We start from the raw sequence: 12,686 nt of genomic DNA on the forward strand, positions 1-12,686 counted from the left end.
GCGGCTAACAGTCACTCAGTATCAATGCTCCCTCGGCCGCGAGCTGGCCGGTGGCAAAGCATCCTTGCATGAGATAACCACCGGTCGGCGCCTCCCAATCGATCATCTCTCCGGCGACAAAAATGCCCGGCAATTTGCGGAGCATCAGCTTGTCATCGATCTCACTCCAACACACGCCGCCGGCAGATGAAATCGCTTCATCAATCGGCCTCGGACCACTCAAGCGGATCGGGCAAGCCTTGGCTCGGCTGCAAAGTATTTCGAGGGGCGTTTCAATCGACATTCCATTTGTTAGAATGGCATGCGCTGCCTTGGTGAGTTTCCAGCGCTCACGGCAGGCGGTGATGATATCGCCCCTCACGCTCTCCATCTTGCGTGCCAAATCTTCCGCCGTGGCCTCCGGTTTGAAATCGATCTCGATTGCGGGCTGATCCATCGCGCGCAAGACGCTGCCGAGCTGATAGATTGTCCCGCCTTCCAAGCCATAGGAGGTGACCATGAGTTCACCCTTTACCTTCACGCCACCAGCGCGCACGCGGAGGTTCTTGAGAGGGGAGCCCTCTGCCGCGTCCAGTACTTCCTGCGGCCACGTAGTCTCCCAGCCACAGTTGGCAGGTCGCAGGGGATTCACTTCGATGCCCAGTTCCTGCAGCATCGTGACCCAAGTGCCGTCGGATCCGGTGATTGACCACGAGCCGCCACCCAGGGCGAGGATCACGGCATCCGCGCTTACCTCATCGGCCTGAGCCTCGAAGCGCAGGCGCAAGGGTGAGCTCGGCAGGATCTGGATCAAGCGGTGCTTGCTGTGGAAGCTGACGCCCATGGCCTTCAAGCGCTCGACCCAGCGGCGGAGCAGGGGAGCAGCCTTCATCTCGCGCGGGTAGACGCGCCCGGTGCGTTGTTGGAAAGTTTCGATGCCGAGTCCTGCGGCCCACTCGCGCAACTGCTCCGGGCTGAGTTTCTCCAGGGCTCGGTTCCAGAATCCCTCCGGCTGTCCCGGTCCCGAGTAGCGCGCGATGAATCCTTCGATCGCCTCGCCATGGGTGAGGTTCAAACCGCCGCGGCCGGCGACCAGCAGCTTGCGGCCCACCGAGGGCTTGGCCTCGTAGAGGTCCACGGTGGCACCCTGCGCCGCTGCCACCTCCGCCGCCCGCAATCCCGCGGGTCCACCACCGACCACCGCGATCTTCATGCGGGGTCTTGAACGGTGAGGCTGGTCAGCGGCGGATTCATGGCGCAGTTTCCGGCATGAGGCTGCAGCAGAACCAAGTGTGGAAAAAGGGCAAGGAATACCTGCGCATTGTCCGGCTCGAGCGTTTTGAAGTCGCCTATAAGCAGATGAGCGATCTGGAGACCAAAGAAGGGGCTCACCATGTGCTCACCAAAAAGGAATTCTGCCGCTTGCTCCACGGTGCGAAGTTGGTGGAACCGCCCGCCCCGGATCCCGAGGCCGCGGAGACGGAATAGGCCGGCTTCCTCGGAGTAGCGCAAAATCCCGTCTTGTTTTGCCGGCGGGGAGATGATATCCGCGAATTTGATATCTCTCCCCTTGATCATGAAAGAGAACCACGAGAAGACCGGCTACTCCGCTTTCATCCTTTCGCTGCTGGGCTTCCTGACGCTCGGTCTCACGGTCGCTCCCGCCTTGGCCTGCGCGCTGATTTCGAAGCGCCAGTCGCTCGCTGCGGGGAAGCCGACCGATGGCTTCGCGACCTCCGCGGTGGTGATCAGCCTCTTCTTGATGGGATTGATCATGACGGCCCTGATTGGCGGGGCCGCGATCTGGGCGGGGGCTGACTTCGGTTTCGAGGTCCTCACCATGGAGGTGCTCCAAGCGCTGATGCTGGCCACCATCACGATGGCCGTGGTCTGTGCTGTCCTGATGCTGGCCCGCACCAAGAACCAACATGAGGACGAACGGATCCGCCTGCGCAAGCTGGCCGGCCGGGGTGGCGGTAGTTCAGCGGGGCCTTCGCGCCGCTGGCACCGCCGCCGGGTCACCGCCACGGCCCCGGGCCGTTACTGAATCTGGGCGCGGTCGAGCGATGCCTTCACGAAGCCGGCGAACAGCGGATGCGGCTTGTTCGGCTTCGACTGGAATTCCGGGTGGAATTGCGCCCCCACGAAGAAGGGGTGCTGCGGCAGTTCGATGATCTCGACCAAGCCTTCTTTCGCGGAGACCGATGAGATCACCAGACCGGACTCCTGGAGCTTGTCCTGGAAATCGGAGTTGAACTCGTAGCGGTGACGGTGGCGTTCGTGGATGCGATCCGCGCCGTTATAGAGGTCGGAGGCTTTGGTTCCGGCCAAGAGAATGCTCTCGCAAGAGCCTAGACGCATCGTCGCGCCCATGTCCTCCACGCCCTTCTGCTCTTCCTGCAGGCAGATCACCGGGAAGGGTGTGCTCTTGTCGAACTCGGTGGAGTTCGCGTTCTTCAGTTTGCAGACATTGCGCGCGAATTCGATGGTCGCGATCTGCATGCCGAGACAGATGCCGAAGTAAGGGATGTTGTTTTCGCGGGCGTACTGCGCGGCTTGGATCTTGCCCTCGATGCCGCGGTCGCCGAAGCCACCCGGAACGAGGATGCCGTCGACTTCGCCGATCACTGCCTTCGCGCCGTGGTCTTCAATAGCCTCGGCTTCCACGCGCACGATGTTCACCTTGGTGTCGTGATGCGCGCCGGCGTGGATCAGGGACTCGTAGATCGACTTGTAGGCGTCCTGCAGCTCGATGTACTTGCCCGCCACCGCGATCGTCACCTTGTGCTTCGGATGGATCACCCGGCGCACGAAAGTTTCCCAATCTTCCAGCGCGGGAGCCGGCGTATGGCCGAGGCCGAGACGGTCGACCACCAGGCGGTCGATCTTGTCGCGGCGCAGGTCGAGCGGGCACTCGTAGATGGTGTGCGCGACGTCGCGGAAGGCCACCACGTTCTTCTTCTCGACGTTGCAGAACATCGCGATCTTGCGGCGGTTGTCCTCGTCGAGGTCGGCCTCCGTGCGGCAGATGATGATGTCCGGCTGGATGCCGAGCTCGCGCAGCTTCGCCACCGATTGCTGGGTCGGCTTGGTCTTCACTTCGCCCGCCGCCTTGATGTAGGGCAGCAGGGTCACGTGGATGAAGCAGACATTGTCCTTGCCGACTTCCAGCGCGAACTGGCGCAGCGCCTCGATGAAGAGCAGGCCCTCCATGTCGCCGACCGTGCCGCCGATCTCGGTGATCAGCACGTCCACGGACGGGTTGTCCTCGGAGACCTTGTGGATGCGCGATTTGATCTCATCCGTGACGTGCGGGATGAACTGCACCGTCTTGCCGAGGTAGTCGCCGCGGCGCTCCTTCTTGATCACCGCGTCGAAGACCTGGCCGGAGGTCATGTTGTTCATGCGCGACATCACCCCGGAGGTGAAGCGCTCGTAGTGGCCTAGGTCCAGGTCGGTCTCCGCGCCGTCGTCCAGCACATACACCTCACCGTGCTGGTAGGGGGACATGGTGCCGGGGTCGACGTTCAGATAGGGGTCGAACTTCTGCATCAGCGTCTTGAGGCCGCGATGCTCGAGCAGAGCGCCGATTGAGGCTGCGGCAAGACCCTTGCCGAGAGAGGAGACGACGCCGCCGGTGACGAAAATGTATTTCATGGGACTAGAGAATGGCTGGTGAGGAGTGCTTCGACGTAGGCGGCTTGTTCGGGAGTGTCGACACCGGGGGAGGTGTCGCTGGTAGGTAAAACCTTGATCGACGCGCCGTTTTCCAGCGCGCGGAGTTGTTCGAGCGATTCGGCCCGCTCCAGCGGAGATGGCGGCCAGGTCACGAAGCGCTCAAGGAAAGTGCGGCGATATGCGTAGATCCCCTTGTGCCGGTAGACCGGCAGCCCGTCCACTGCATTGCGGAAATAGGGCAGGGGAGAGCGGGAGAAATACAGCGCCCGGCCGTCCAGCGCGGTGACCACCTTGACCACATTCGGGTCTTGGACCGCCGGATCGTTAGGATCGAGCGGATTTGCCGCGGTTGCCATGTCTAGCGTCGGATCGGCAGCCATCGTGGCCGCCAGCTCATCCACCAGCGTCGGATCGATCAGCGGCTCGTCGCCCTGAATGTTCACGATATGCGTCGCCGCCGGGATCGCCCTCATCGCCTCCGCGATCCGGTCGGTGCCGGTCGGATGGTCCGGCGAGGTCATCACCGCCTTCGCCCCGAAGGCCTCCGCCGCGGCGAAAATCCGCTCGTCATCGGTCGCGATGAAGAGGTCATCGAGTCGCGTGCACTTCCGGCATTGCTCCCAGACGTGCTGCACTAGCGGCTTCCCGGCGATGAGATGAAGCGGCTTTCCGGGGAAGCGGGAGGAACCCCAGCGCGCTGGGAGTATACCGATAATGTGGATGGCGCTCGCTTCGGAACTCACGGAAAATGCTCTGCCCGCGACAGTAAGGCCCCGCTCTCCCGAACCGCAAGAGCTGTGTCAAAATTCCCTGCAGAGCCTTGCGGGAGCGAGGCTGTTCATCCGCTTCAACGTTCGTTTGAGCCCGCGGCTCGTCCTCCAGACCCAGAATTTCAAATCTCAAATTCGAGGTTGAAGACCTCAATGCCCCTTCCAAGTCCCCTCGGATTCCAAATACACCAAAGCCTTGTCGAAGGACGCATTCGTCAGGAAGTGCCCCAACCGCGCATCGATCTCCGCTGCATGCGCCACCTGCCAAGCTGCGATGGCCTCGGACACCTCCTTGAGCGCCTCCAAGTGCCCCAGCGTGTCCCGGTCGCGGAATTCGTGGTCTGAAATGATGTCGCGGCGGCGGCAGAGAAGATCGGCGAGGTCGTCGTGCATGGATTGGGTTTAGAGGGTTTGGGGAACGTAGGCGGCACCCTTGCGCGGGAAGCAGAGGCCGACCAGCACGGTTGTCAGCGTGCCGAACATGATCCGCCACGGGAATTCAATCACCGGCATCCAGTCAGGAAGCTTGTAGGCGGGCAGGGCCGCCATCTTTTGGGTTCCGTCGGGAAGCGTGATCAAGCCCTGGTGGTTGACCACCATTTTCCACACATCGTTCGGCAGGTCCGTCAGCACCGCCACCACTAGGAAACCGGCCAACATTGCGATCATGTTGCCGGTGCAATTGCCCCGCGTCTTGGTGAGCATCCCGATCAGGAAGACCCCCAGCAGCGAGCCATAGGTGTAGCCAAAGCTGCCCAACACGATCGGGATGATCCGCAGATCCGGGTTCTTCAGCTTGATCCACGCGGTGGCGATCCCGATCAGGGCCAGGAAAATCGCGAAACCGATGGTGGATAGGCGCGCCACCCGAAATTGCTCGTTGGAGGTCGCCGCCGGCCGGAAGTAGCCCACGTACCAGTCCTTGGTGAAGGTCGTGGCCAAGGCATTCAGCGCCGTGCTCAGCGAGCCCATCGCGGTGGCAAAGAGGCCCGCGGCCAGCAAGCCGCGCAAGCCCGGTGCCAGATCGTGCACCATGAACCACGCGAAGATCCCCGGGTCGTGTTCGGGCCGCCGGTCGACGTGAATATCGTAGTAACGGAACAGCAGGATCCCGATCGCGAGGAAGCCGAGCACCACCGGGAGGTCGATCAGTCCGGAAAGGATCACCGCCTTCTGCCCGCGCTTGTGGTCCTTCGAGGTCAGCATCCGCTGCACCATGTCCTGGTCGGTGCCGTGGGTCGCCAGGGTGGTGAAGACTGATCCCAGCAATGCTGCCCAGAGCGTGTATTCCTGTTCCAGCACGCTTTTGACGTTCTGTCCCACCGACTTGGCCGCGTCGGTGCCGGAACTGATGAAGGCCGGTTGGGTGACCGAGGAGACGAAGCCATCCCAGCCGCCGGTCTTCCCCAGCAACCAGAAGAAAACGTAGGCCGCGGAGCCGAACATCAGCGTCACCTGGATCAGATCCGTCCACACCACCGCCTTGATGCCGCCGAAGGTGGTGTAGAGGGCGGTCATGAAGGTGAGGACGATCACCGCGCCGATGTAGATCGTCAGTTCTTGCTGGAAGCGCGCCGCGGGCTCCAAGGTCAGGAATTCGGGGTGCATCACCTCCCAAGCCAGAACCAGAAGGATTGCAGCCACATAGATCCGCGAGCCGCTGGCCAATGATCGGGTCAGGAGGAAGACGAAGGATGCCAGGCGCCGGGTGATCTTGCCGAAGCGGATTTCCAGGAACTCGTAGATGCTCACCACCTTCAGGTCGTAGAAGGGCTTGATGAAGATCCCGGCCACGAGCAGGCGTGCTATGATCGTGCCGATCACCAGCTGCGCGTAGAGGAAGTTCCGGCTCGAATAGCCTTCGCTCGGAGTTCCCAAAAAGGTCCCGGCGGAAATCTCCGAGGCCAGTATCGAGGCCAGCACCGCCCACCACGGCATCGAGCGGTTGCCCAGCGCGTAGGTCTCCATCGTCTTCTGGCCCCGCGACGCGTAGAGGCCGATCCCGATGATCACCACGAAGTAAATGACGATAATGGCGAGGTCGAGGCCGGCTCCGGACATGTGGGCGAGTGTTTCCCGCTGAGTTCCCGCCGACAAGAGAAAGGCTTGCCCCGGAGGGAAGCAAAATGAGCGCGGTGTCCTGCAATTTTTTACAATTGAAAGACCCACCATGGAGGGGGCGTTCAGTTGCAAGGATTTGCAAAAACTTCACGCGCTCTTCACGGAAGTTCAAGTGTTAGCCTAAAACTGAAATCCATTGATTTTGAGTGCTTTAAAGGTATTTTCGTAACCTTGATGACCCCGGTTACTTCAGGGAATTTAACTTCCTAGGTGGTCAAGCGTGAAGTTTTTAAAATCGTGGAACGCCTGTGGAAAAGGGCCGTCCGCCGATGAGCTGTTAGAGCCTTTAAAAAAACAGTCCCCAGACTCACCGGATCACGTTACCTCTTGCCTCCGTCCGCGCCCACTCCCTGGGGCAGACGCGGGACGGAAAACCTTTACGCGAGAAACGTGAGAATCATGGAATTGGAGGAGGAGATCGAGGTGGCTGCTGAGGAAGGATCGATCACCGTGGTGGCGCAGTGGGAAGAAGTGTGTGAAGCGCTGGGGCGCTTGGTGAGCAAGGATGCCCTGCAACGTTGGTTCGGCTCGTCTCGTTTGGTTGCGGTGGAGGATTCCCGCGCGGTGGTGGCGGTCCCGAACGAGATCCATCTGGTGTGGATCGAGACCAACTACATGCCGGAACTGGCCTCCGCCGTGACGGAGTCCATCGAGGGCGTGCTGGGGGTGAAGCTGGTGGTGGAAGACGACCTGCCGGCAGTGAAGGAAGCGAGCCCGGCTGGCGACGATGCCGACTTGGCGATCGAGGCCGCGCCCGCGGCATCCTCACCGGTGGGTGGCGATGTCAGCTTCGAGAAGCGCCTCAAGGCCGCTGGCCTCAACCACAACTACACCTTTGAATCCTTCGTCGTCGGGGCCAACAGCCAGTTCGCGCAGGCGGCCTGCGAGGCCGTCGCCAAGCGCAAGGGCCCGGGCTACAACCCGCTTTTCATTCATGGCGGCTCGGGCCTCGGCAAGACCCACTTGATGCAGGCCATTGGCCACCATTGGCTCAAGGGTGTGCCTGCTTCCCGCGTGGTCTACCTGACCTGCGAGAAGTTCACCAACGAGTTCATTGATGCCGTCCGCAAGGGCGACCTGGAGCGCTTCCGCAAGCGCTACCGCAACGCCGAGTTGATGCTGCTGGACGACGTCCAGTTCCTCGGCGGCAAGGAGCGTTCGCAAGAAGAGTTCTTCCACACCTTCAACACGTTGCTCGACGGGCGCTGCCAAGTCGTGCTGACAAGCGACAAGCCCGCAAGCGAGATCAAGAACCTCGAACCGCGCCTGATCTCGCGCTTCGAGTGTGGCCTCACGGTGGAGCTCCAGCCGCCGGTCTTCGAGACCCGCCTCGCCATTCTCGGCAAGAAGCGCGACGAGTGGAAGGTCAAGGTCGACGAAGGCATCATCCGTTTCCTCGCGGAGCGGATCAAGAGCAACGTCCGCCGCCTCGAAGGCGCGCTCATGCGCGTCGCCACCTACGCCTCGCTGGCCGGCGAGCGGGTCACTGAGGAGCGCGTTGAGCACCTTCTCCGCGACCTCCTCCGGGAGGAGGCTGGCAAGCAGATCACGATCGACACGATCCAGCGGGCCGTGGCCGACCATTTCGACATCCGCCTGGCCGACATGACCAGCAAGCGGCGCCCTGCCAGCATCGCCTACCCGCGCCAGATTGCCATGTATCTGAGCCGGACCATGACCAAGAACTCGCTGATGGAAATTGGCGAGGCCTTCGGCGGCCGGGACCACGGCACGGTCATCCACGCCTGCAAGAAGATCCAGGGCCACCTGGAGACCGACAGCTCGGCGCGGGACGCCATCGGAGTCATCGAAAGCGGCCTCAAACGCTAAGGGGAAACCGCCGGGAAATTTTAAAAATTTCCCGGCCGGGGCAGATCCTTGGCATTCCCGCTAGAATGGCTTGCCAAGGGTCGGACAAAGCGGAGAGCATCCACGCCAGCCAACGCGTTCTCCGTTTCCCCATGAAGTTCAGTATCTCCAAAGAAGCCCTGCTGGAAGGTCTCCAGAAGGTCCAGCACGTGGTCAGCACCCGGACCACCCTGCCCATCCTTTCGAACGTGTTGCTGGTGGCAAAAGACGGTCGCTTGACCTTCACCACCACCGACCTTGACGTGGGCATCACCGGTTCGGTGGAAGCCACGGTGCAGAAGGAAGGGGCGACCACCCTCCCGGCCAAGCGTCTGGTCAATATCGTCCGGGAGCTTCCCGCCAGCGAGGTCCAGATCACGGTGGATGCGAAGAACATCGCCTCGATCGAAAGCGGCCCGTCCTTCTTCAAGATCATCGGCCTCGGCCAAGATGACTTCCCGCCGCTCCCGGACTTCGAAGGTGCCAAGGAATTCCGCATGCCGCAGCAGCTCCTGCGCGACGGCCTGAAGAAGACCTCCTACGCGATCTCGACCGACGAGACTCGCTACGTCCTCAACGGCATCTACACCTCTTTCCGCGAAGGCAAGCTGACGCTCGTCGCCACCGACGGCCGCCGCCTCGCAATGGTCGAGAACGACCTCGACTTCCCGGCCAGCCACGAGACCGACGTCATCGTGCCGACCAAGGCCGTGCAGGAGCTCCAGCGCCTGCTGGGTGACACCGGCGAAGTCCTGATCCGCCTCAGCGACAGCCAGATCTCCTTCTCGATCGGCGACCACCTGCTGATCAGCAAGCTGATTGAAGGCAACTACCCGAACTACCGCCAGGTGATCCCGGGTGACTCGACCGAGCGCGTCGAGCTGCCGCGCGAGTCGGTCTTCGATACCGTGCGCCGCGTCTCCCTTCTGTCCTCGGACAAGTCGAACTCGGTGAAGCTGGTCTTCGGCGCGAACAGCGTGGAAGTCACCGCCAACTCACCGGACGTCGGTGAAGCCCGCGAAACCATGGAGGTCCAGTATTCCGGCAAGGCGATGCAGATTGCCTTCAACCCGGAGTTCCTCATGGCCCCGCTCCGCAACCTTGAAAGCGAGACCGTCTACCTCGACCTCATCGACGAGATGAGCCCGGGTGTCATCCGCATCGACGGCAGCTTCCTCTACGTCATCATGCCGATGCGTGTGACGGGCTGAGCCTGACTCCACAAATCTTTCCAACAAGGGAGGCGCTGCTTTGCGGTGCTTCCCTTGTTCGTTTTTGGAGGAGAGTGGCGCAGCTGTTCCGACTTGGAGCGACCACGCCAGAGGAAGCGTCATTGCTTTTTTGTTCGGGGACTTCCCCGGCCGGAATGGCGCAGCCATTCCGCTACGGCTCGCCGCGCCAGCGAGCTAAACGCTGGGCCAGTTGATCCAAGCCCGGCCCGTTTTCAAGCAGGGGAGGGAAGTCCCTCAATATGTCCTCGAGCGTTGGCACCGCACCCCAAGCCGTGATCCGGAAGACCTCTGTCGCTCTTCCGCCCGGTAGCCCCAGCTCCCGGTTCTTCCTCTCAAACCGCTCTCTCAGTGCAGCACTCCATTCCTCCAAATCCGCCGGCGGACTCAAGTGATGTCTTCCTACCCAGGGCAGCCACTCGCGGATCTGCGATTGATGGCACCACGCCAGCCGCGCGACCGTGTCGAAGACCTCCTCGACATCTACCGCCAGATCACACGCGTTGGCCCCGGACATGTAGGAGTCGTGCACATTCACGATCACCGGCACCTTGCAGGGGACTGACGCCGTCTCATCCTCCGGATATTCCGGCGTGAAGGCGTGCGGCACATTGATCATGTAGGCCACGCGTCGCACCGCCTCGGCCACGGTCTGGTGGTCGTTGTGAATCCCCACCAGCGGATCTGTCGCCAAGGGTGGACAGAACAGATAGTCCGGCTCGAAATCCCGGACCGCCCTCCACAAGGCGGCATAGAGCTCCAGGGTCCCCTGCAAGCAGGCCTCGCGCGGGATCATGCCATTCGGGAGCCGCAGCGGCTTGAACTCGTAGCCACCGAGCCGTGCCGATTCCACCTGCTCCGCCAGCCGGATCCGCCCGGTCTCCTCTCGCGTGTGGAAGTGGTGCCCCGCGCAGCCATCCGTGCAAACCACCACCCGCCCACGGAAGTCCGCGTCCCGCTGCCGCCAGAGTTCAAAGGTGCCAGCGGCCGTGAACTCGTAGTCGTCGTAGTGCGCGTGGACGAACATCGCCTTCATGGCGACAGCGTAAACGCGTTCGAGAGAACGCGGAAGCTAGCAGTGAGGCCCACCACCAAGGACGGTTCCCTGCTGTCACCAGCACGCCTCAATCGAGCCTAGCTCACCGGGCCAGACATCCGGGGCAATCCTGCACGAAGTGTTCATGCCCCTGATCCGCCAACTGCGGCCGGCGATCGGTCAGGCACAGCTCGGACTTGCCCAGAGTATTCCGCGGCCGGAAGGCACAGCCCGCCGGTGGGTTTGCCAGATCCGGAGGTAGCCCGGGAATCGTGTAAAGCTCTTCGCCCTTCTTGTGGATCGCCGGGATGCTCTTCAGTAGCGAGCGGGTGTAGGCATGCAGCGGCCGCGAGAACAGCTCGCCCTTCGGTGCGCTCTCCACGATCCGGCCCGCGTACATCACATTCACGTGATCGCAGACTTCCGACACCACCGCGAGGTCGTGGGTGATGAAGATCACCGCGGTGCCGAGTGTGCGCTGACGCTCGCGGATCAGGTCCAGGACCTGCTTCTGCACCGTCACGTCCAGGGCGGTCGTCGGCTCATCGCAGATCAGAAGCTCAGGGCGGGTGATCAGCGACATCGCGATCATCACGCGCTGGCGCATGCCGCCGGAGAACTCGTGCGGGTAAGACTCGATCCGCCGCTCCGGCTCCGGAATGCCGACCTCCGCCAGCGATTGGATCGCGCGATCGAGAGCCTTGTTGCCTTTCAGCCCCTCGTGCAGCTCCAGCGGCTCGATGAGCTGGTCGCGGATCTTCATGTAGGGATTCAGCGAGGTCATCGGATCCTGGAAGATCATCGCGATCCGCTTGCCGCGGATCTTCCGCAGCTCGCGCTCGCTGGCCTTCAAAAGATCCACCCCGCCGAACATCGCCGAACCGCCCTCGATCCGCCCCGGCGGCTGCGGGATCAGGCCCAGCAGCGAATAGCAGGTCACCGACTTGCCGGAGCCCGACTCGCCCACGATCCCTAGGGTCTGTCCGGCTTCCACCGAGAAGGAAACGTCTTCCACCGCGTGGACGACTCCGTTGCGGGTGTGGAAGCGGGTGGTCAGATGGCGGACGTCAAGGAGCGGCATGTGAACTGCCAAACTCAAAACACGCCAAGTTCCTCCCCGCGATACATTTTTCGCCACCCGAATTGAGTTCCCGTGCGGCTTGGCCAGACCTCCTGCCGCCGCCAACAGGATCGGTCAAGCGATGAGCCAATCGGCTGCGCGATCTCGCATGGATGAGTGAGCTCCAATCGGAGACACCAACATGAAAACCAAACATTCCCCTTCAGCAGTGGGCGGACGGGGAGGCCATCCATCTCCTATCCGGGACCTCTCACCCAAGCGGGATGTCCTGAGTCACGCGCTGCTGACGGCTGCCATTGCAGTCGCCTTGTCCGCTTGCAGTTCCTCCACCGGCAGCCGCGCTCCGGCCGGGCTTGCGGTGCTCGATGCCACCCCGGATCGCGGTAAGCGCGACCGCATCAAGGGCATCCATGTGGTCTCAGTGAACCGGATTCCGGTTCGCAAGGATGAGGTGGTATTGAGGCCCGGGCGCAATTCCGTGAGGATTGGTTACAATTGGCCCCAAGGAGGCGGGCAGGAGGTGGACCTGGTTTTTCATGCCCGGCCGGATAGCTCCTACGTCGTCCAGTATGAGCCTACCCCCGCCTACGCGAATCGACTGCAGGAACCGAACCAGTGGGATGAGGCGTCCCTCGAGATGGTGAGCACGGCGGCTGGGATGGGGGAGGGGGTGGTATTCCTCCTGCCGCCGGCTGTGGCGCTGCTTGGGCTTGGCTTCACCCAGCGCGTGGGGAGCGAGATCGCCGAAAGCCGGAAACCTGCAACCTACATGGATGTGATGGTCGTCTCCAAGAACAACGGGGAGGGGATTGTCCGGCGGGTCAGGGCCTTCCCGGATGGCCGGGTGGATTCTGCGACTTGGTCGGCCTATGCCCAAATGTCCTTCCAATCCCGCCTGTGGCGCTAGCTTTACAAATCCTTACAAGTTGCTCGCGCTCTTGCTC

Annotated in this window: 12 protein-coding genes; 4 read left to right on the plus strand and 8 right to left on the minus strand. The window is 62.1% G+C overall.

What is annotated here, in order from left to right:
- Positions 1 to 4 precede the first annotated feature (4 nt).
- Positions 5 to 1,192, minus strand: a complete 1,188-nt coding sequence (locus BV071_RS30810; RefSeq protein WP_035615833.1) for a TIGR03862 family flavoprotein — start codon at positions 1,190 to 1,192, stop codon at positions 5 to 7.
- Entirely contained in the window at positions 1,189 to 1,557 is a 369-nt protein-coding gene (locus tag BV071_RS36030) for a hypothetical protein (RefSeq protein WP_035615835.1), read from the minus strand. The genes BV071_RS30810 and BV071_RS36030 overlap by 4 nt, the downstream gene beginning before the upstream one ends.
- Between BV071_RS36030 and BV071_RS30820 the strand changes: the two genes are divergently transcribed.
- Complete coding sequence (locus tag BV071_RS30820; RefSeq protein ID WP_035615837.1) at positions 1,556 to 2,026, plus strand: hypothetical protein; 471 nt, start codon at positions 1,556 to 1,558, stop codon at positions 2,024 to 2,026. The genes BV071_RS36030 and BV071_RS30820 overlap by 2 nt on opposite strands.
- Here BV071_RS30820 and BV071_RS30825 read toward each other — a convergent pair.
- From BV071_RS30825 to BV071_RS30840, 4 genes are all read right to left on the minus strand, one after another.
- A complete protein-coding gene (locus BV071_RS30825) occupies positions 2,020 to 3,636 on the minus strand; it encodes a CTP synthase (RefSeq protein WP_035615840.1) in 1,617 nt (538 codons plus the stop codon). The genes BV071_RS30820 and BV071_RS30825 overlap by 7 nt on opposite strands.
- Entirely contained in the window at positions 3,633 to 4,400 is a 768-nt protein-coding gene (gene kdsB, locus BV071_RS30830; RefSeq protein ID WP_265595114.1) for a 3-deoxy-manno-octulosonate cytidylyltransferase, read from the minus strand. The genes BV071_RS30825 and kdsB overlap by 4 nt, the downstream gene beginning before the upstream one ends.
- A gap of 177 nt (positions 4,401 to 4,577) precedes the next feature.
- Positions 4,578 to 4,820 (minus strand): hypothetical protein, encoded by a 243-nt coding sequence (locus BV071_RS30835; RefSeq protein ID WP_035615843.1) that lies wholly within the window; start codon positions 4,818 to 4,820, stop codon positions 4,578 to 4,580.
- A gap of 9 nt (positions 4,821 to 4,829) precedes the next feature.
- Positions 4,830 to 6,488 carry a sodium/solute symporter gene (locus tag BV071_RS30840; protein WP_035615845.1) on the minus strand — a complete coding sequence of 553 codons (1,659 nt, stop codon included), beginning with the start codon at positions 6,486 to 6,488 and terminating at the stop codon, positions 4,830 to 4,832.
- A 459-nt stretch (positions 6,489 to 6,947) separates the two neighbouring features.
- On the opposite strand from BV071_RS30840, the gene dnaA reads away from it, so the two are divergent.
- Together dnaA and dnaN are read left to right on the plus strand one after the other, a co-directional pair.
- A complete protein-coding gene (dnaA, locus tag BV071_RS30845; RefSeq protein WP_052574086.1) occupies positions 6,948 to 8,378 on the plus strand; it encodes a chromosomal replication initiator protein DnaA in 1,431 nt (476 codons plus the stop codon).
- Between the two features lie 131 nt (positions 8,379 to 8,509).
- A complete protein-coding gene (gene dnaN / locus BV071_RS30850) occupies positions 8,510 to 9,607 on the plus strand; it encodes a DNA polymerase III subunit beta (protein ID WP_035615847.1) in 1,098 nt (365 codons plus the stop codon).
- Positions 9,608 to 9,779: 172 nt separating this feature from the next.
- Here the strand turns inward: dnaN and BV071_RS30855 are convergent, their stop codons facing one another.
- Both BV071_RS30855 and BV071_RS30860 read right to left on the minus strand, forming a co-directional pair.
- The gene (locus BV071_RS30855) at positions 9,780 to 10,661 is read right to left on the minus strand and encodes a PIG-L family deacetylase (protein ID WP_035615849.1); all 882 of its coding nucleotides are present in this window, start codon (positions 10,659 to 10,661) and stop codon (positions 9,780 to 9,782) included.
- A 103-nt stretch (positions 10,662 to 10,764) separates the two neighbouring features.
- Positions 10,765 to 11,742 carry an ABC transporter ATP-binding protein gene (locus tag BV071_RS30860; protein WP_035615851.1) on the minus strand — a complete coding sequence of 326 codons (978 nt, stop codon included), beginning with the start codon at positions 11,740 to 11,742 and terminating at the stop codon, positions 10,765 to 10,767.
- A 181-nt stretch (positions 11,743 to 11,923) separates the two neighbouring features.
- On the opposite strand from BV071_RS30860, the gene BV071_RS30865 reads away from it, so the two are divergent.
- Positions 11,924 to 12,649, plus strand: coding sequence for a hypothetical protein (locus BV071_RS30865; protein WP_265595115.1), 726 nt, complete (start codon positions 11,924 to 11,926; stop codon positions 12,647 to 12,649).
- The last annotated feature ends 37 nt before the right edge of the window (positions 12,650 to 12,686 follow it).

This window comes from Haloferula sp. BvORR071, from assembly GCF_000739615.1.
Lineage (GTDB): Bacteria > Verrucomicrobiota > Verrucomicrobiia > Verrucomicrobiales > Akkermansiaceae > Haloferula.